Source organism: Listeria cornellensis FSL F6-0969, from assembly GCF_000525855.1.
Lineage (GTDB): Bacteria > Bacillota > Bacilli > Lactobacillales > Listeriaceae > Listeria_A > Listeria_A cornellensis.
Genome location: NZ_AODE01000004.1, coordinates 213,144 through 232,197, shown reverse-complemented (window position 1 = coordinate 232,197; position 19,054 = coordinate 213,144). Strand labels below are relative to the sequence as shown.

Below are 19,054 nucleotides of genomic sequence, written 5' to 3'. Positions count from 1 at the left end.
ACCGATTCCATCATTCTTTAAGCTACTTTTTTGCTTTTAATATTCGCAATCAAAAATACCGTTGCTCCGATAACTAAGATAATAGCGGAAATATAGAAGCCCATTACTTTCGATCCTGTCGAGTCAGAGATAACCCCCGTCAAAAACGGTGCGATAACCGACGAACTCATTCCAAAGAAGTTGAATACGCCAAACGACGTTCCGTATCCTTTTTTCGGTGCGCTATCTGCCACGTAAGAAATCAGAATTGGCTCTACTGCAAGTTTTCCTAACAAGCCGTATAAAATCAGGCCGACTAGCAAGATACCCGAAGTTGGTGCAAGTACTGTAAGCATTAACATTAACGCCGCTGCAATCGTCAAGCTAACGATGAAGCGAACTTTTTTTCGTGCTGAATTTATCTGACATTCTACTGAAAAACAATGCCCCTGGAATCGCGGAAAAAGCTACAAGTGCGGCGGAAAATCCGATAGCTACGCCTTGGAATCCACGTTCTTGTTGTAAGAAAGATGGTAACCACGTCACGACCATGTAATATCCGTAACACGTTGCAAAATAAAGAATATACGACGCAATCATCCGACCTGTAAACAAATTTTTGATCGGCGCTTTCTCTTTTGGTGCTGCTTTTTCTTTCGCCACCGCGGAACGATCCACTTTTGGTGAACTTTTAATCACACTTGCAAAAACAAAAATCATCACAACAATCAAACCAGCGATAATGAAAAGCATGATTTGCCAGTTCATACCGACCGATTTAACGAGCAGACTAGAAGCAATCAAGCCAATACCCATACCGAGCGCGGATCCACTGTTGATTATAGCCGTTGATAGTCCACGTTTTTCTGCTGGGATATTCTCAGAGGACAGCGAGTAGGCCGCACCGTAGTAAGATCCACAACCAAGACCCGCAAGTAAACTACCAAGATAAATCATTTCCAAGCTTTGCGCTGTACCAATCACAAGTGCTGCGATGGCAAATAGTGAGAAACCAGGAATAAGAACGACTTTCTTCCCAAACTTATCGACTAAAATCCCCGCTGGAATCTGCATCCCTGTGTAAGCAAAGAAGTAGAAACTCGCGATCAAGCCCATTTGCGCATCGGAATGCTGCCCAATCGTTTGTTGAATTTCCGGAAAAATCGGTGTCAAGACACTGCGGTAAATCCAGATAACTACCCAACCTAAACATAAAATAATAATAATTTGCTGCCAATATTGGAGCCCCTTTTTCATTGTTGCTGCTTCGTTTTCCATTTTTGATTCACTCCCTGTTTATTTATATGCTAATTCGTATAATGCCTCAGTCAATGCTTTCACACCTTCAACCAAGTCTTCCGTTTTCGTGTCCTCTGCCGGGTTATGGCTGATACCGCCAATACTCGGCACGAAGAACATCGCCGTTGGTACACGCGGTGCAAAAATTTGAGAATCATGACCTGCGCCACTATGCATCACGCGGTAATTGAGCTCTTCTTTTTTGCAAACGTCTTCTAGCACAGACACGATATGTGGATCCATCGGCACTGGCGCTTCGTCCATCCATAAATCAATCGAGATATCGATGCCCATTTCCGCACAAATTGTTTTCATATCTTGCTCCATTTCTTTCGTGAAGCTGTGCAATTCTGCCTCATCTGTATGACGGCAATCCATCGTGAACAGCGTCTCACCAGGAACCACATTCACCGTATTTGGCTTCGGCTCTACTTTTCCGAATGTAAGTACGAGTGGATCGCCAATCTTTTTCGCTTTATCAATCGATTGCGACACGATTTTACTAAACGCATAAACTGTGTCTTTTCGGTAACCCATAGGTGTCGTTCCCGCATGGTTCGATTCGCCGTTTAGCACGATTGTATAGCGGCGTTGACCAGCAATACTATTCACCACACCAACCGCTTTGCCCTCGTTCTCCAACACTTTTCCTTGCTCGATATGGATCTCAACGAACGCCTTAATATCCTCACGCAGCGGTTTCGTTTCATCACGGAAATCAAACCCAGCGCCACGCATCGCATCAACGAATTTCACACCTTCAAAATCCGCAACGTCCGCCATTTCATCCTTATTCGCGATTCCAAAGAAGTTCTTACTTCCCCAGAAAACATACGGAAAACGGCTCCCCTCTTCTTCCGCCATCGAAATCACTTCTAGGTTCCGGAGCGGCTGGCCATGCTTTTCCTTCAAATACTTAATCGCTAGATATGCTGCTAGAACACCGAACTGACCATCCAACTTCCCGCCATTTACCACCGTATCAATATGAGAACCCGACATAATCGTCTCATCCTTATATGTAGACCCTTCCACGCGACCAAAAAGATTGCCGATATCATCAAAATACGTCGTGAAACCCGCATCATCCATTTTCTTCTTCACGCCCTGCTGCGCCTCCACCCAATAATCCGAGTAAAGCAAACGAGTCGTTCCCCCAGTCGGATCCGCGCCAATTCCCGAAAGCCAAGCCACACTATCCGCTACATCTTGAAAAATTTTATCCATCGTTCAAAGTCCACCCTTCATCTGATTTGTCCTTCTTGTTCTCTACTCTTTAAAGTGTAAGCGTTTCAAGTTTTGATTGCATCGTTTAAAAGTGATAAAAAACCTGTTCACCTTTTGTTCATTATAACTAATTAAGGTGTTGAAATTGTTGATAGTGATTATATAACAAAAAACTTCCTATTCTAGATAAGAGGTTTCCATGTATGCTGAATCCAAGAACTAAAAGCATTTCCTACTCCAACAGAACCAAGCTATAATAGCTATGTCGTCTATCTTCGACAAAGTGAAGCATCCAACAAGCAAGCTATAGGGTTCTCATTCTGCTTATGTTATAATATAGGTGAATCAATTTTATAACTCGAAAACGGCTTAAAATAGATTTCTTTTTTCATGAAAATCATTGGGCTGCAACGCTTTTGAGTTATGAAATCGGTTCAGATACCATTTTGAAAGAAGGAATCCACTTATGTCCTATAGAGAAGAAATATTCAACTTTTCAAAAAATAAATATAATACTTCACCTGAATACACTTTCAAAAAATATCCAAAGTATGCCGTTTTAAGACATATGGATAACAAGAAGTGGTATGGATTGATTATGAATGTCCCATCAAGTAAGTTAGGATTATCATCCGAAAATGAAATTGATATTATAGATATTAAACTACCAAAAAATGAGATAGAAGTTTTAAGGTTTAAGAAAGGTTTTTTCCCAGCCTATCATATGAATAAAGAAAATTGGATCTCGATTTCTCTTGAAGGACAAGTTCCCCTTTCTGAAATTTTAGAGCTTATTGAATATAGTTTTTCATTAACTCAAAAAGCCTAGTATGGTGAAAATCCATCATACTACGCTTTTATACATTATCCGTTTGTTAGCTGTCACGCTCAATCAATTATATTTACTTCCGTTGTAGTTTTTGCAAACCTATGTTACGCTTTTTTCATGAAAACAAAGGAGATGATCCCATTGCAAACCATTATTTTTGCTGAAAAAAAATGGCTTGGCGCTAAAAGGCGATTTCTATCCAAGTCCGCGTCCTGATGCAGCTAAAACGATTATTTATTTTCATGGTGGCGGCCTCATTTGGGGACTTCGCAACGACCTTCCAGAAGCGTACCGCAATCTTTTCCTCGAAGCTGGGTATCATTTTTTTGCGGTCGATTATCGATTGGCGCCAGAAACCAAACTTCCCGCAATATACGAAGATGTGCAAGACGCGATTTCCTGGTTTGAAGCCAACGCCCGTGCGGAGTTTGGCGTTGCGAATGCGTTCATCTTATTCGGACGTTCCGCCGGTGCTTACCTCGCGCTCCAAGCCGCAGCTGATGCCACGCTTCCAACTGCCGACGCTGTGCTATCCTTCTACGGCTATACCTCCATTGGTGGTTCCTGGTATCAAAATCCGAGTCCGCATTATGCGAAACTCCCAACGATTCCAGCCGATTTAAAAACCGCTTTGACTGGCAAAACCGAGCTCACAGAAGGATACATCGAAAAGCGTTACGCCTTGTACATATACTGTCGCCAAACCGGGCAGTGGCTCGATGAAGTTTTCGGACCGCATCAACACACCGATATCGACGCATTTTCCCTCGAAGACATGCGCGATTTCAGCTTTTTGCCACCCGTATTCATCGCGCATAGTACGACTGACAAAGACGTGCCATACAACGAAGCTGAAAAAATAGCCCAGACGACCTTCCAAAATGAACTTTTCACCGTGCAAAATTTGGAGCATGATTTTGATTCCAACATTGTCGATGGTTTGCCGGCCTACAAGCAGGCGTTACGTTTCTTAGAAGAATACAAATAAAAAAAAGCTAGTAGGAAAATCACGACGCCTTGACGTGAGCTTTCCTACTAGCTTTTATTTAATCAATAATACTGGGCATTCCGCGTGCTGGACGACTTTCTTCGCGACACTGCCAATCGTCATTTTTTGAACGAGCGACAAATCGTGATGCCCCATAATCAGCATATCTAAGCCCGCTTCCCCCGCGTATTTCGTCACTTCTTTAGCTGGAAAACCGCTCAAGATTACCGTGTTATACATCAGTCCTGCCTCGACGAACATCGTGCCTTTTTCGGCAAGCATTTTCTGCGCATCTTCCTCTAAACTTTCCGAAATATCTACACCAACCTCCACGTCCTCCGCAATCGCTTTGTCATTCACGACATGAATCAGCGTGATTTCCGGTACCTCTGCGAATTCTTGGCACAACGCCACCGTTTTTGTCACGATTTTTTTAGATAGTTGATCGTCTGCAATTAATACTGCTAATTTCATCCTAATCCCTCCATTAATCAAGTGCGCTCAACGCTTTTCTGCCTGCTAGCAAAATAATAATCCCGATAAGTACGGCAAATCCTGCTACATAAAACGTCACATGCGGATTGAACCAAACGGCCAAACTTCCAGCCAACCACGGCGCAATCGCACCACCCGTGAATCGGATAAAGCTGTAGGCCGAGGACGCCGTCGCACGTTCCACTGGCGAAACGACCATCACAGCCGACGTAATCAACGTATTGTTAATCCCTTGGAAAAATCCAGCAATCACGATGCAAACCGAAATGACCGTACTCGAATTCGCGCCAACGCCCATCACGACTAAGACAATCGCAAAAAATGCCAGTGCGCCGATCATCACTAATTTTGTCCCCCACATTTCTTCCAATCGCGGCGCCACAAAAACCGAAGAAATCGCGAGCATCAGACCCCAGCCGAAGAATACCAATCCGACTTGAATCGCGCTATATCCAACCATCAAAAATGGCGAATAAGCAAGTAATGTGAAGAATCCGAAGTTATAAAATAATGCCGTTAAACCTGTTACCAGTAAGCCTTTGTGACGCAAAGCTCGGAGCGAATCCCAAAATTTCGACTTCACTTTTGGCTTTGGTATCGGATCAAGAAGCATGACAATCGCCACAAATCCAATCGCCATTAAAACCGCTACCCCCGAAAAAATGGTGCGCGCCACGTGATGCTGCCGAGCAAACCACCAACCAGTGGGCCGACCGACATACCAAGTCCCATCGCCGCTTCATACATGATAATCGCTTTTTCCGTTGCGCCCGAACTAACCGCAATAATCGTTGCCAGCGCCGTCGAAATAAAGAGCGCGTTCCCGAGCCCCCAACCAGCGCGAAGCCCGACTAATTGCCCAACAGATTGCGATAATCCGCCAAGCCCTGCAAAAATAATAATAATGACGAGCCCGATAAGCAATGTCTTTTTCGCCCCGATTCGGCTCGATATAAATCCAGTAAACAGCATCACAATGCCCGTTACCAACATATAACTCGTAAATAATAACGATGTTTGTGCCGGTGTCGCATGCAGCTGCTCCGAAATTGATTTTAAGATAGGATCGACAAGTCCGATTCCCATAAAAGCGACCACACATGAAAAAGCTACTGCTAACGCCGATTTAGGCTGATGCAGTAAACTTTTCAATATGCCATCCTCTTTTTTTAATGCTACTTTTCCTTCTACCACGTTTACCACTCCTGTTTGTTTATTAATCTGTTTTAAAGTATACTCCTAATTCGACTATTATGTCAATATTGACATGTTTATTTTTACATTAAATTTTAGAATAAGATATGGTATACTGAACAAATAAACGTTGCGTTGGAGGGGTTCGAATTGAATACATTGAGTTACGTCCTGCTCTGCATGCTCGCGCGCAAATCCTGCACGGGCTATGAGTTAAAGCAGTATATGGAACTATTTTGGCAAGCACACCACAGCCAAATCTACACCGTTCTTGGCAAAATGGAAACAGAAGGCTACGTCCAATTTGAGGCTGATCCTGATACCACGAAAAAAAATTTACTCACTAACCGAAAAAGGCGTCCAAGCGTTAGCAAATGGGTGTTAGAAGAAACTGCCGAACCGATTAGCCGCGATGAATTCCTCGCTAAAATTTACGTGATCGCACTCATGGACAAAAGTACGGTAGCCCAGCTTTTCAACGACCGCCGCAGACACTACAAAAAAAGAGCCACGATTAATAAACCGAAGCTTGAGGAACTGGAAATACTGCAGAACGATCCAGCGCGAAAAGTAGAATGGCGCAATTCATTTGGACGGTATTTGATTGTAAAACGCCGTGATGAGCTGTGCATGCAAGAACTCGCATGGTGTGATTGGGCCGAGGATTTGTATCATAGTTCGTTTGATAAGATATAAAAAAGCGATGAGTCTAGGACATAACTCCAAACAAGATAAAATCGCTGCCCCTTTATTTTGAGGTAAGACGAAAATAATGCTTTACACAAATCGAGCGAAAGCGTTTGTATTCAGGGAATTTGATGGAAGCCGGAGAGCTGCGCATACTGGTGTATGTGATGACTGGAAACAGGGAGAGGGTAGTTTCCTCGACCATGTAAGAAGTTAAGCGTAGCAATATTGCGTAGCCGAACCGGAAGTCCGCCAATCCCGCCAGTGTAAACGCGCAAACAAGATAAAAAATTAATTTCAAAATAACCATTCATAAATTACTCCAATATCTGATTTTTTATTTTTACACCTGCACTTTCCAACTGAAAAATGATATTATCTACACTTTCTCCAAACGGAATATCCATTCGATAATTCTTACCACAAGACATTTCTATACGCATACCTTCACTATGATTAGAGAAAAATTTGCCCCCAAAAACGTTTAGATTCCAGTTCTACTTTTGTTATTTTCCTTAACTCTAATTTAAAATTTGCAGATTTTTGTACTAGCGGTAGAAAAGCTTTTTTTATTAGCAAGTTCGTCACATTCTTGTTCCCTCTTTCCTTGCCTTTTCTTAGCAAAATAATAAGGAGCATAAAACAACACCATTCCAATAACATTACCTGCCATACTCGCATGAAAAGCTTTCTTATTGTAGAAATCCCCGCCAACTTGAATAAAATACAATCTTCCACTATCCGTATAAACGCGCATATACCGATCGAATATGAACCCTTTTCTCTTCACTAAATGAAAAAACATATTATTCTCCCCTATGTAATCGTTGTATCGGAAACCGCTCAAACCATCTTTCATCATACAATGTCCGATAAAAATCCTTTCGCATATGATGTCCCCGATCGATAATCTCTTCCTTTTTTGAATAACTGTAACACGCAACCCCAATCAAAATCAACGCTACCAAAACCAGGCCCGCCGCAATAATTCTCCTCATGACGTGAAACTCCCTTATCTTTTTACACTTAGCGTACCATACAAATGACCCGAGAAACCAAATTTGTCCTAAACGTACGGATTTTGATCCTGAACGCACTGTAAAGAAGAGAAATGATACAAAAAACATCTGATTATATCAATCTACATGCCTTTTTCTACTGCATTTTCAACCGCTTTTTTAATAACTTTACTTGAATTTGTCGCGCCTGATATCGTGTCCACGTCTAATTTTTGTTCATCCACTATTTCATTAATAACCGCTTCTCCAGGTTTACCACGCTCATTTTTATGCTCTAAAATATCAATATTCACTATTTCTTTGTTTTTTATGGTCACTTTAACTTTAGCTTGTATATAATTCACATTACATTCTCCAGAATAAACGCCATCAGCAATATCTGATATCTTCATGTCGCCAACAGAAATTTCTTGAACCGCCTGTTTATAATCTGCTACATTTTTTAAATACACGGCTAAACAAACTAGACTAACAAGGATAACCAAAACAAGAATAGAAAGGATTCTTCTTTTTCTAAGTGATTTCATTTTCAGCACGTCCCCTCTTCTCTAAAGAAAATTTTTGTTATTTCGATTGTATTCCCAGAGATAATAGACCTATAATTTCATATTTCTGTATTTGCGATGGAGAGATACAGCATATGAAAGCCGTTTTCCAAAAATTTCTTTTTAGACAAGTTCATAGCGCTCTCTATATACGCTTCTTTATTTGAGCTGAGCTGAATAAAACCAGATAGCATCCCCCAAAAAGTAAATATAACTGATAAAATATCCAAATCATGTCGTAATTCACCCTTCTCCATACCAGCTATTAAAAAATCTTTTATCTTATCGTTAATATCTTCTCCAACTTGATATGTTTCTTTCTCTTCCGGCAAATAATCGCGACTTTCAAAATCAATATTTATTTTATCTAATACCATTTTGAAATAAAAAGGAAATTCTTCTTGATATTGCACTAACCCCTGACAAATTAAATCATACCTTGCCCTTGCCGTGTCATGCTGCTCTAATGAGGAAGCTATATACTTATAAAGCTTCTGCATACTTTCCAATACCAAAATGCTAATGATTTCTTCCTTATTTTCAAAGTATACGTATAATGTTGCCTTACTATATCCAGCCGCCTTTGCAATATCATCCATAGAAGTTGCAGAGATACCATTTTCCATAAAAAGTATGGAAGCTGCGGAAGCAATATTTTCTCGATGTACCCTTTTTGGTTCCTTTTTTCTTCGCCCCATGAATAAATGACCTCCTGACAAATAATTGAACTAACGGTTTAATTAAAACATTTTTTATTATATTTGTCAATGAGAGCATGAAAAAAGAGAACCCTATCTTTCAAGGATTCTCCGTTTTACATTATACGTTCAAATTAGAATGTCTTTTTCCATAAACGAAGTACACAGCCAATCCAACCACGAACCAGATAGCAAATGAAATCCAAGTAATCACGGAAAGATTTAAGATCAAGTAAACACATAATAGGAATGATAATGCTGGTACAACTGGATATAACGGTGTTTTGAAGCCTTCTGTCGGTAAATCTTTGTTTTTACGCAAGAAGAAAATTCCGAGTGAAACCATCGAGAATGCGAACAATGTTCCGATGTTAATCAGTTCAGCTAGTTGCGCTAGTGGCACTACACCGGACACAAGCCCCATTGCAATCGCAAAAATAAGTGTGTTACGGACTGGTGTATTACGTTTTCCTAACTTAGAAAAACTTTCTGGCAACAATCCGTCACGCCCCATTGCGAACAACAAACGTGTTCCACCATAAGACATAACAAGGATAACGGTTGTCATCCCGACAATCGCGCCAAGTGACAAGAGACCTGCGAACCAATTTTGCCCGATAGCTTGAAGTGCAAAGGCTACAGGAGCACTAACCCCTTCTAAATCAGCATAAGGGACGATCCCTGTCAAAACGCCGGACAACAAGATGTACAATAACGTACAAATCGCGAGGGAAGCAATAATCCCGATTGGCATATTGCGTTGTGGATTTTTCACTTCTTCTGATGCTGTCGAAACAGCATCAAAACCGATATAAGCGAAGAATACCATCGATGCTCCTGTGATAACACCACTAAATCCAAACGGCAAGAACGGTGTCCAATTGTCTGGTTTTACATAGAAAACACCAACAACAATAAATAAGACAACAACGGCAACCTTGATAAGTACCATGATATTATTGACACGCGTAGATTCTTTAATTCCTAGACTCAGTAAAATACCTATCACAATAATAATAATGAATGCCAACAGGTCAAAATAAGTACCTTGATCCGGATTGTAAGAACCAGATATCGCTGTTGGAATATGAAGACTAAATCCAGCCAGCAAACTTTTCACATAAGCCGCCCAACCACTTGCAACTGCTGCAACTGCGAGCCCGTACTCAAGTAATAACGACCATCCTAGTATCCATGCAATTCCTTCGCCGAACACATGGTAACTATATGTATACGCACTACCCGCAATCGGCAATTTAGAGGCAAATTCTGAATAACAAAGTGCCGCCAAACAACAAGCCAATCCTGCAATAATAAATGAAATAATAATTCCTGGCCCTGCAGTGATTGACGCAATTTGTCCTGGCAAAATAAAAATACCTGCCCCAACTACTGCCCCAACGCCTAGCATCGTTAAATCAAATGCACCGAGCGTCTTGTTCAAGTGGTGTTCTCCACCCGTTTCTAAATGAAATTTCTTTTTTCTGAAAAATGAATTGTTGTTTTTCATCAAACTCCTCCGTTCCTATACACGATTTTAGCATAATTTTCGGACTACTTCAACCTTCGTCGGGAGAAAATTACCCAACTAATTCCTCCAATGCATGATCGAACGCCTCACGAGCGGCAACTGTTTCTTCCAATTCCCGATATTCCTGCAAAATTGTCACGATAGAATCAAATACGGCTGGATTATTCCACGCGATTCCCGTCAAATATAGCACGGCACGAATCCTGACGATATAGTACTCATTTTTCAAGCTATCAAAAATTCGCTCCAATTCTGGGTGCCCTGAAAGCTCCAAAGCGTAAAGTATCCCAATTCGCGCGACATCATCTTGTTCCGCCTGCAATAAACGCTGCAAAATAGGAATCATTTTCTCATCCTCATTATAGCCAATCACTTCCGCGGCATAGCAACGAACTAGCGGGTCTTCATCATTTTCTAACATATCAAGAATTTGTGGAATAATCGTCGTGTTGCCCCACCGTCCCAAATATTCCAAACAATTAATCCGCCGCAAAACATCCTCATTTTTCAGACCAGCACACGCAATATCAAACGCTCGCGGATCATCCAAATACCATAAATACTCATACGCGCTATCCCGAATATCCGAATTTTCATGCGTCACGCCTTCAAGTAAAATATTAGCGACAACTGGACGATCGATGAAATCTACCAAAATTTCAAGCGTTTCATCTAATTCCGCATGCGCAGGCTCCAACATTCCGGCAAGCCTATTCCATTCACGCAACACATGCTTAAAGTTCTCCTCGATATTCTCCTGCATCCCTAAATATTCAATCGCCTCACAATAGAACGAAATCGAACCATCTTCATAATCCTCCACATAAAACTGAATATCCTCAATCGACTCTGGCTGAATACGAATATCCCCAGCGTATCCCTCACCAAACATATCCAATTTCATACTGCTTACACCAATAAAGCGTATCTCCAAATCATAAGCCTTCCGCTCCTTCGTCCAATACAAAAACTGCGTCGTTAAACACGGCTTTTGCTCAAAATATGGCGGAAGCTCGAGAAGCTCATGCGTAAATTTCTTTATGGTATTTAAGCGCCAAAGCTTGAAATTCTCAACCTCACTATTCATTTTTTCCCAACCATACCAGTGTTTCATTTTTCACCCTCCTCATTCTTGCATTCTAATCATCTCGCCTAAATCGCGATATATCTGCTCACACTCACAAGTCTCATGAAGCCACACATATACTTCTCTCAGTAGTTCCGCTGAATCGCCTATTCGTAAACACAGCAAATCACCTGTCCCATCTTCCGCAATTGCAATAAATGCATCCGATAGTCCATTTTCACGCGCTAATTTCGTATTCCTTGCCACATCATCAAATGTTTTTTTTCAAATTCCTCATATCTTTCACAGGATAGAACAGCCATTCACCAAACTCTGGTGCGTTCAACAATTGCACCAGTTCTCGATACTCCGGGCCAAAACGAATCCCCAGCTCCTGCTCCAACTTCGCCAAATCTGTTAGTATTACACCTTTCTTTTGCGTGGTGCTCATCGCTACATAACGTTCCATATCAATTCCTCCTGTGATCCATTTCGCAATATTCTAACCTCCATCATACCCATTTTTCCAAATTTCTTCAATAGTAAAAAAGTTTTCCTCCACGCAAGTAGGGTAGACAACACTATAAGACCAATCACTACGAAGGAGGACGAACACATGTCAAAAATCAAAGCAAGTACAGCTCTCGTGAACACGCTAAAAAACTGGGATATCGACCATGTCTATGGGATTCCGGGTGACTCGATTGATACGATTGTCGATGCGCTCCGTGCCGAGCAAGAGTCCATTCAGTTCATCCACGTCCGTCATGAAGAAGTCGCCACACTCGCCGCTTCCTCTTACAGCAAACTTACTGGAAAAATCGGAGTGGCCCTGTCAATTGGTGGCCCCGGCGCGATTCACATGCTAAACGGTATGTATGACGCCAAAATGGATAATGTGCCAATGCTCGTTCTAGCTGGCCAAGTCCCAACCAGCGTCGCCAACACGAAATATTTCCAAGAAGTCGACTTACCAACCTTATTTACCGACGTCGCCGTTTTCAACAAACAAATCGAAAGCGCGGAAACCTTGCCAGATATTGTAGACGAAGCCATTCGCACCGCTTACGAAAAAAAAAGGAGTTGCCGTTTTAACAATTCCAAACAACATTCCACTGACTGAAATCAAAAACATCGTCAAGCCAAAACACGAAGTTTACCAGCAAAGCAAACCGGAAATCGCGACAGAAACCATCGCTCGCGCAGCAGACCTTATCAATTCCGCGAAAAATCCGGTTATCCTAGCAGGCGTTGGCACCAAACACGCCAAAGAAGCGCTTGTCCAATTTTCCGAGCATACAAAAACGCCCGTCATCATCTCCCTGCCAGCCAAAGGAGTCATGCCAGACACACATCCGAATTTTCTTGGTAACCTTGGTAAAATCGGCACGAAACCAGCCTATGAAGCGATGCAAGAAGCGGATTTATTGCTCATGATTGGCAATGATTATCCGTATACAGACTACTTGCCGCAACATGACGTGACATGCATTCAAATCGATATCGATCCATCCAAAATTGGGCATCGTTTTCCAGCAACAGTCGGTATTGTCGGCGACGCCAAAGAAGCACTTACCGCTCTAATCGAAATGACAGATTACATAGCGAAGCGCGAATTTCTCGAAGCCTCTCAGGAAAACATGGCCAACTGGTGGAAATGGCTCCGCGAAGATCAGGAAAAGACAGGCACACCGATTGCTCCCGAAGCCGTTATGGCTCAGATTCAAAAAATCGCTGAAAAAGACGCTATCTTCTCTATCGACGTCGGTACATCAACCGTTTGGAGTACGCGTTATTTGCAACTCGATCACCACAACGATTTTCTCATTTCCGCTTGGCTTGGAACCATGGGTTGCGCGCTACCAGGAGCCATCGCCGCAAAGTATGCTTTCCCTAATCGCCAAGTCATCGCGCTTGCAGGAGACGGCGGTTTTTCAATGGTGATGCAAGATTTTGTCACAGCCGTGCATTACAAACTCCCAATGATTATCGTCGTGCTGAATAATAAGGAGCTTTCCTTCATCAAATACGAGCAACAATCCGCTGGCGAGCTAAATTATGCTATTGACCTTCCCGACATCAACTACGCGGATTTCGCGGAAAGCTGCGGTGGACTTGGCTTCCGTGTAGAAGAATTCGAAGACCTCGAAATCGCCTTCGAAGCCGCTCGCAAAGCCGAACTTCCAGCAATTATCGACGTGGTAGTGGACAGCAACGCCGCGCCACTTCCAGGCAAAATCGTGATGGACGAAGCGCTCGGCTACACAAAATTCGAAATCCGCTCCGTCCTAGAAGACCACCGTTTCAGCAAGATGCCTCCGCTAAAAACGATCATTCGTAGATTCTTTTAGAACGAGGCGTATAAGCTAATAAATCTGGAGCCAGCATAATTTTCGTCTACCCATATTAATTGGGTAGACGATTTTGTCTTGTTCAGAGTTCTGTCCAATATCCTATTTTCATTCTAAAAACGGACAACCATTTTCCTCAATGTACGCCACCAGCTCAGCGCCAACAACTGTCACTGTATTCCGCCACGGATGCCCTAACCACGCTAAACTCATATCCATGTTCAAAAAGAAATAATAGTCACCGTCCGGTAAATATGGCACGTACCACTCATCATATTCACCACGAGGATATTCTGTATCCACCAAAAAGCGATAATTTTCATTATACCAGTCCAGCGCATACATCTCCTCCCCGAAAAACCGTAAAAACAAATCTTTTGTCCACTTTTCCCCGTCAAAATACGTTTTTTCCAAATCATCATTTCCCGTATATCTATTTGCAACAATCTTATATTCCTTAAAAACCACATTCGAATCCCGCGGTTCAATCGCCTTCGCAAAAATCGAGCAAGACGGCCGAAAGTTATATTGCGCACAAAACTTATCGTCCACCGCGCGCCAATGCTCTATTTCATACCATTCCATCATCCGAACACGCTAGTCACAATCACACTTGCCGCAATCAAAATCACTGCGCTGGCAAAAAGACTCCCGAAAATATAGTGTTTTGCCTTCAAATTAGATACCGAGACAAACAAGAAACAAACACCAAGCACAATTTGAATCCAAACCGGAAATGCCAGCCCGGCCTTCGTCTGCACCATATAATACATAATATTAACCAAGATCACCACATAAATCAGTCCAACAACGCCAATTATAATTTTTCCAGCACTCATTTTTAACTCTCCCACCATAAAAGCCTTTTACCTCACAGTATACATGAGATAAAAAGCTTTTCCAAGACTATTATTTTGTTATCGGTCCCCAATTGTTCGTTGTGAAAGCACGTACGGTCAGTTTTGCGTTCGCATCAAGTGTTGTTCCAGCTTCATATTTCGTTGCCGTACTTGAAACAACACCATTTGCACCCATTGGATCGCTGCCGTCTGTTGTGTAGTAAATGTCTGTTCCAGCGTTGGGGTTTTCTAACTCCACACCCACACCGTTTGCTAGGATTTTCACGCCTTGCAACGTATGCGTCATGCCGTATTTCGTCCACATTTCCAGGGAATACTTCACACGATCCGCGGTCTGATTTTGCGCTTTTACTTGTACATTTTGCCAATCTTTATACATCGTACTTCTCGCGCCCATGTAGGCTGCATCGCGTGTTGTGAATGTGATATACGCTTTGCTCATCCTTATGTTGGTACTGTAAGTCACTTTGTTCCGACAGTACCAAAAAAAAAAATGACCAGCCAAGGGGGGGGGCTGGTCAAAAAAAGGAGTTCTCAAGGTTCCCAGTTAGAAAAAGGGGGGAAACTAACTGCTGTCCTTGTTTACATTCTCTATATTACAGGGGTTCAATGAAATTCTCTTGTGTTCTTTATGAGAATTTCATTGGATTTTATTTTCTCGGCTTGTCTTCTTCTAAATAATCGCTTTCTGGTTGTTCACCGTACAATCCGGATACGCGTTTAAACCATGTGAACATATGTGTCACAATGACTTTAAGCACCGCATAGCCTGGTACCGCGAAAATAACGCCGAGTATGCCGAATAGTTTTCCGGATACTAAAATCACGAATAGTATCGTAATCGGATGTACTTTTAGCGTTTTACCCATAACTTGCGGGGAAATGAATTTACCTTCTAATAATTGCACGACTACCCAAACGATAATCAGTTTTAAAAGTAACCATGGAGATGTCACGAGTGCTATAATAAGCGCTGGTGTAATCGCGATAACGGGTCCTAAGTATGGCACAATGCTCGTACATGCCGCAATGATTGCGAGTGTCAGTGCGTACGGCAAACCGATAATGAGGTAGCCGATGAATAGCAAAATACCGATACAAAAACTAACAATAATCTGACCGCGGATATACGAACTGATTTGACCGTTAGATTCGTGTAATACTTGGCGTGTGTGTGCGCGTGAGTTGACTGGCAACAATTTTTAATAGGTAGTCTGGTAATTTCTTGCCATCTTTTAATAGATAAAACAGGACTAGAGGCGTTGTTACGATTGCGAGTACGACTTCTGTCACGGTTCCAACGACGTTTCCGATACTATCGACCGCGCTACTTACAACACTTCCGCCTTTTTCAGAGATTGTTTTTGTAATCTCACTCAGATTCCCTTGCACTTTGTCTTTTACTTGATCGAAAAGTGGTGACTCTGAGAACTCATTGAACTTCGCGACGACTTTATCCCAGTAAGAAGGGAAAGTTTTCACCAAACTCACAATTTGATCTTTCACAGCTGGCACGATAAAACTGAAAATCAACACGATAACGCCGGTGATAATCACATACAGTAAGGCAATCGACCAACCGCGTTTCCAGCCCTTTCCTTCCAACCAATCAATCAGCGGGTTAAATAGATAGTAGGCGATTCCAGCCAAAATAATCGGCGCTGCAATCGTGGCTATAATGACCATAATCGGGTCAAAAATAAATGATATCTTCGTTAAAACATAAATGTCCAGCGCCACTAATAAGAAAATTAGCAGAGCGAGTACAAATTTATTTTCTGTGATAAACTGTTTGAATTTCGAAATGGACTCTTTCATTCTCCCAACCTTCTTTCCCTTTATTTTAAACGCATTCGGGAACTATTATACAAGTTATCCCTTAAAATATCACGTATTTTTATTCTAGCCTAATACGAGCCCTTCTGGATTGAGTTCCAATAAGGCATGCGCAAAATAGAAATGATAGCGGTCTTGGAAATTTGTAAATAGCTCTGCGCCTTCTTTTTGGTACATCACGAGTGGATCTTGTTGCCCGTAAGCGCGTAAATGAATTCCTTCGCGGAGTTGCACCATTTGATCCAAATGCATCACCCACATTTGATCCAGCAAGTTCAGATAAACCTCTTTTTCGATCTGATTTATCGTTCCTATTGGGAATTTCGTTCGTTGTTTCCGATGCCAGAAAATGAGGCTTCCTCGGCTTCTTCTTGCGACATCAACGTGACTTGGTCAAACGAATACGGAAATTTCGTTCCACCGAGTAGCTCGCCCATTTTTGCGTAGCGCACGTCTAAATCTGGTTCGCGTTCTGAGAATACATCTTCCGCCACTTCCCGCAAAATTCGCTCGGAAAAAGCGCCCAATTTATCGATGCCAAGCAGGCGGTCTCGCTCTTCATATACTTTTTTGCGTTGGATATCAATGACCTCATCGTACGCGATCAAGTCCTTCCGAATGTCATAGTTCGAGCCCTCTAAACGTTTCTGCGCCTCAATCACCAACTGATGTACTTTTCGCGAATGCACAGGCTTATCGTCAAAATTATATTTCCGCTTCATACGGCGAACATAACTCTCCCAACGTTTGTTATCGAAGTGATCGACCAATTCATCATCCAGCGACAAAATAAACTTACTAAAACCAGGGTCACCACGACGGCCAGAGCGTCCCATTAACTGCAAATCAATGCGGCGACTTTCATGGCGCTCCGTCCCAATCACAGCAAGACCGCCCAACGTGTAGACGCCTTTATCCAGCTTGATATCCGTTCCGCGCCCCGCCATATTCGTTGCCAGCGTCACCATGCCACGTTTTCCAGCACGCGCAATAATTTCCGCCTCTTGTTCATGATTTTTCGCGTTCAACACTTGATGCGGAATCCCGGCTTTTGAAAGCAGCCCACTGACCCACTCATTGCTCTTAATCGAAGACGTCCCAATCAAAATCGGCTGCCCACGTTCATAACGCCACGAAACCTCGTACACAATCGCTTCCCCTTTTTGCTCCCGCGTATAGAAAACTTCATCCGCATTATCCATCCGGTTCACACGTAAATGCGTCGGAATCACCACAACATCCATATTATAAATTTGACGGAGTTCCTCTTCCTCCGTTTTCGCCGTCCCCGTCATGCCCGAAAGCTTCTTGTACATCCGAAAATAATTCTGCACCGTGATCGTAGCTAACGTCCGCGATTCCTCACGTACCTCCACGCCTTCTTTTGCCTCGATCGCTTGGTGCAATCCATCATTAAAACGCCGTCCCGGCAAAGCCCGTCCCGTATGCGGATCAATAATCAAGACTTCCCCGTCCAACACGACATAATCCTTATCCTTATGCATCAAAAAATGCGCCCGTAAAAGTAGCGTCGTAATCCGGTGGAGCGGCTGATGTTCCTCCGCATACAAAGAATCAATACCCCAAAAACGCTGGGCTTTCTCGATTCCCGCGTCATGTAACCACACGAAACGTTTCTTCTCCTCGACCTCATAATCATCCGTCAACATCGTCCGAACGAGCGTATCCGCCACACCGTACAGCGTCAAGTCCTCTTCCTTACGATCCGAAATCAAAAGCGGCGTCCGCGCCTCATCAATCAAGATCGAATCCGCCTCATCAATCAACACGAAATCAAGGCTCGTCTGCACTTTGTCTTCCACCTGACGCACCATATTGTCCCGCAAATAATCAAAACCAAACTCCGCCGCCGTTCCATAAATAACGTCCGCTTTGTAAATCGCCTGCTTCTGCTCCTTATCAAGCCCAGAAACATTCAAGCCCACAGACAAACCCAGGTACTCCAATACGCGTCCAATTTCCTCACGATCACGCTTAGCCAAGTACTCATTCGCCGTCACGAGATGCACCTTATTTCCCCGCAGAATCTCTATGTACATGACAAACAAAGAAACGAGTGTCTTCCCTTCCCCTGTCTTCATCTCCGCGATTTTCCCATCACCAAGCACGAAAGCCCCAATCAACTGCACCATCACAGCCTCCAGACCGACCGTGCGCCGCGCAGCCTCCCGCACAAGCGCAAAAATATAAATCCGGTCACGCTCCGTAATCTCCCGTTCCTGAAACTTTTGTAGCCAGTGTTGCGTCTGTTCCTTTAACGCCGACTGATCCATCAATCTATATAAATCTTCCCGCTTTACTACCTCGCGAGCCAAATCCCGATATGCTTTTACTATTTTACGATCATCATAAGTTTGTGCCATTTTTTATGCCTCCTAATCCTCCCCTATTATAACCTAGAAACCCTTGCAAAACCAAGGAAATTACGG

General features: G+C 42.8%; 15 protein-coding genes and 5 pseudogenes. 4 read left to right on the top strand and 16 right to left on the bottom strand.

Annotated features, from left to right (window positions below; genetic code table 11):
* Nucleotides 1-17: 17 nt before the first annotated feature.
* Nucleotides 18-1,257 (bottom strand): annotated as a pseudogene (locus PCORN_RS01615) (MFS transporter).
* A gap of 18 nt (nt 1,258-1,275) precedes the next feature.
* Nucleotides 1,276-2,505, bottom strand: a complete 1,230-nt coding sequence (allC, locus tag PCORN_RS01610) for an allantoate deiminase (RefSeq protein WP_036076935.1) — start codon at nt 2,503-2,505, stop codon at nt 1,276-1,278.
* A 466-nt stretch (nt 2,506-2,971) separates the two neighbouring features.
* Here allC and PCORN_RS01605 point away from each other — a divergent pair, with 466 nt between their 5' ends.
* Nucleotides 2,972-3,334: an MmcQ/YjbR family DNA-binding protein gene (locus tag PCORN_RS01605; RefSeq protein WP_036076933.1), complete on the top strand. Its 363-nt coding sequence runs from the start codon at nt 2,972-2,974 to the stop codon at nt 3,332-3,334.
* Between the two features lie 157 nt (nt 3,335-3,491).
* Nucleotides 3,492-4,322, top strand: coding sequence for an alpha/beta hydrolase (locus PCORN_RS01600; RefSeq protein ID WP_051999165.1), 831 nt, complete (start codon nt 3,492-3,494; stop codon nt 4,320-4,322).
* 54 nt (nt 4,323-4,376) lie between these two features.
* Here the strand turns inward: PCORN_RS01600 and PCORN_RS01595 are convergent, their stop codons facing one another.
* Together PCORN_RS01595 and PCORN_RS01590 are read right to left on the bottom strand one after the other, a co-directional pair.
* Nucleotides 4,377-4,796: a universal stress protein gene (locus PCORN_RS01595; RefSeq protein ID WP_036076932.1), complete on the bottom strand. Its 420-nt coding sequence runs from the start codon at nt 4,794-4,796 to the stop codon at nt 4,377-4,379.
* Between the two features lie 13 nt (nt 4,797-4,809).
* Nucleotides 4,810-5,972 (bottom strand): annotated as a pseudogene (locus PCORN_RS01590) (MFS transporter).
* A gap of 189 nt (nt 5,973-6,161) precedes the next feature.
* Here PCORN_RS01590 and PCORN_RS01585 point away from each other — a divergent pair.
* A complete protein-coding gene (locus PCORN_RS01585; protein WP_036076930.1) occupies nt 6,162-6,707 on the top strand; it encodes a PadR family transcriptional regulator in 546 nt (181 codons plus the stop codon).
* Nucleotides 6,708-7,224: 517 nt separating this feature from the next.
* Here PCORN_RS01585 and PCORN_RS01580 read toward each other — a convergent pair.
* The 7 genes from PCORN_RS01580 to PCORN_RS18070 form a co-directional block, all read right to left on the bottom strand.
* Nucleotides 7,225-7,560, bottom strand: coding sequence for a hypothetical protein (locus tag PCORN_RS01580; RefSeq protein WP_149024207.1), 336 nt, complete (start codon nt 7,558-7,560; stop codon nt 7,225-7,227).
* A gap of 279 nt (nt 7,561-7,839) precedes the next feature.
* A complete protein-coding gene (locus tag PCORN_RS01570) occupies nt 7,840-8,244 on the bottom strand; it encodes an FMN-binding protein (protein WP_036076924.1) in 405 nt (134 codons plus the stop codon).
* A 77-nt stretch (nt 8,245-8,321) separates the two neighbouring features.
* Entirely contained in the window at nt 8,322-8,960 is a 639-nt protein-coding gene (locus tag PCORN_RS01565; RefSeq protein ID WP_036076921.1) for a TetR/AcrR family transcriptional regulator, read from the bottom strand.
* Between the two features lie 121 nt (nt 8,961-9,081).
* Nucleotides 9,082-10,470: a branched-chain amino acid transporter BcaP gene (locus PCORN_RS01560; RefSeq protein WP_036076920.1), complete on the bottom strand. Its 1,389-nt coding sequence runs from the start codon at nt 10,468-10,470 to the stop codon at nt 9,082-9,084.
* Between the two features lie 70 nt (nt 10,471-10,540).
* A complete protein-coding gene (locus PCORN_RS01555; protein ID WP_036076916.1) occupies nt 10,541-11,605 on the bottom strand; it encodes a HEAT repeat domain-containing protein in 1,065 nt (354 codons plus the stop codon).
* Between the two features lie 12 nt (nt 11,606-11,617).
* Complete coding sequence (locus tag PCORN_RS18075) at nt 11,618-11,824, bottom strand: SMI1/KNR4 family protein (RefSeq protein WP_051999164.1); 207 nt, start codon at nt 11,822-11,824, stop codon at nt 11,618-11,620.
* A 4-nt stretch (nt 11,825-11,828) separates the two neighbouring features.
* On the bottom strand, nt 11,829-12,026 hold the full coding sequence (locus tag PCORN_RS18070) for an SMI1/KNR4 family protein (RefSeq protein ID WP_051999163.1): 198 nt from the start codon (nt 12,024-12,026) through the stop codon (nt 11,829-11,831).
* A 147-nt stretch (nt 12,027-12,173) separates the two neighbouring features.
* On the opposite strand from PCORN_RS18070, the pseudogene PCORN_RS01545 reads away from it, so the two are divergent.
* A pseudogene (locus PCORN_RS01545) lies at nt 12,174-13,908 on the top strand (pyruvate oxidase).
* 108 nt (nt 13,909-14,016) lie between these two features.
* On the opposite strand, the gene PCORN_RS16940 reads toward PCORN_RS01545, so the two are convergent.
* The 5 genes and pseudogenes from PCORN_RS16940 to secA2 all read right to left on the bottom strand — a co-directional run bounded on the left by PCORN_RS16940 (nt 14,017) and on the right by secA2 (nt 18,988).
* Nucleotides 14,017-14,496: a DUF2716 domain-containing protein gene (locus PCORN_RS16940; protein WP_051999162.1), complete on the bottom strand. Its 480-nt coding sequence runs from the start codon at nt 14,494-14,496 to the stop codon at nt 14,017-14,019.
* Nucleotides 14,493-14,747: a hypothetical protein gene (locus PCORN_RS01535; protein WP_036076914.1), complete on the bottom strand. Its 255-nt coding sequence runs from the start codon at nt 14,745-14,747 to the stop codon at nt 14,493-14,495. Before PCORN_RS01535 ends, PCORN_RS16940 begins: the two co-directional genes overlap by 4 nt.
* Nucleotides 14,748-14,817: 70 nt before the next feature.
* Nucleotides 14,818-15,210, bottom strand: coding sequence for an FN3 associated domain-containing protein (locus tag PCORN_RS01530; protein WP_036076911.1), 393 nt, complete (start codon nt 15,208-15,210; stop codon nt 14,818-14,820).
* Between the two features lie 208 nt (nt 15,211-15,418).
* Nucleotides 15,419-16,586, bottom strand: a pseudogene (locus tag PCORN_RS01525) (AI-2E family transporter).
* Nucleotides 16,587-16,670: 84 nt separating this feature from the next.
* Nucleotides 16,671-18,988, bottom strand: a pseudogene (secA2, locus tag PCORN_RS01515) (accessory Sec system translocase SecA2).
* Between the last annotated feature and the right edge of the window lie 66 nt (nt 18,989-19,054).

Bases quoted from the DNA above. Each gene is read 5' to 3' on its own strand.
- allC (WP_036076935.1), bottom strand. From the start codon at position 2,505: ATGGATAAAATTTTTCAAGATGTAGCGGATAGTGTGGCTTGGCTTTCG.
- PCORN_RS01605 (WP_036076933.1), top strand. From the start codon at position 2,972: ATGTCCTATAGAGAAGAAATATTCAACTTTTCAAAAAATAAATATAAT.
- PCORN_RS01595 (WP_036076932.1), bottom strand. From the start codon at position 4,796: ATGAAATTAGCAGTATTAATTGCAGACGATCAACTATCTAAAAAAATC.
- PCORN_RS01580 (WP_149024207.1), bottom strand. From the start codon at position 7,560: ATGATGAAAGATGGTTTGAGCGGTTTCCGATACAACGATTACATAGGG.
- PCORN_RS01570 (WP_036076924.1), bottom strand. From the start codon at position 8,244: ATGAAATCACTTAGAAAAAGAAGAATCCTTTCTATTCTTGTTTTGGTT.
- PCORN_RS01565 (WP_036076921.1), bottom strand. From the start codon at position 8,960: ATGGGGCGAAGAAAAAAGGAACCAAAAAGGGTACATCGAGAAAATATT.
- PCORN_RS01560 (WP_036076920.1), bottom strand. From the start codon at position 10,470: ATGAAAAACAACAATTCATTTTTCAGAAAAAAGAAATTTCATTTAGAA.
- PCORN_RS01555 (WP_036076916.1), bottom strand. From the start codon at position 11,605: ATGAAACACTGGTATGGTTGGGAAAAAATGAATAGTGAGGTTGAGAAT.
- PCORN_RS18070 (WP_051999163.1), bottom strand. From the start codon at position 12,026: ATGGAACGTTATGTAGCGATGAGCACCACGCAAAAGAAAGGTGTAATA.
- PCORN_RS16940 (WP_051999162.1), bottom strand. From the start codon at position 14,496: ATGATGGAATGGTATGAAATAGAGCATTGGCGCGCGGTGGACGATAAG.
- PCORN_RS01535 (WP_036076914.1), bottom strand. From the start codon at position 14,747: ATGAGTGCTGGAAAAATTATAATTGGCGTTGTTGGACTGATTTATGTG.
- PCORN_RS01530 (WP_036076911.1), bottom strand. From the start codon at position 15,210: ATGAGCAAAGCGTATATCACATTCACAACACGCGATGCAGCCTACATG.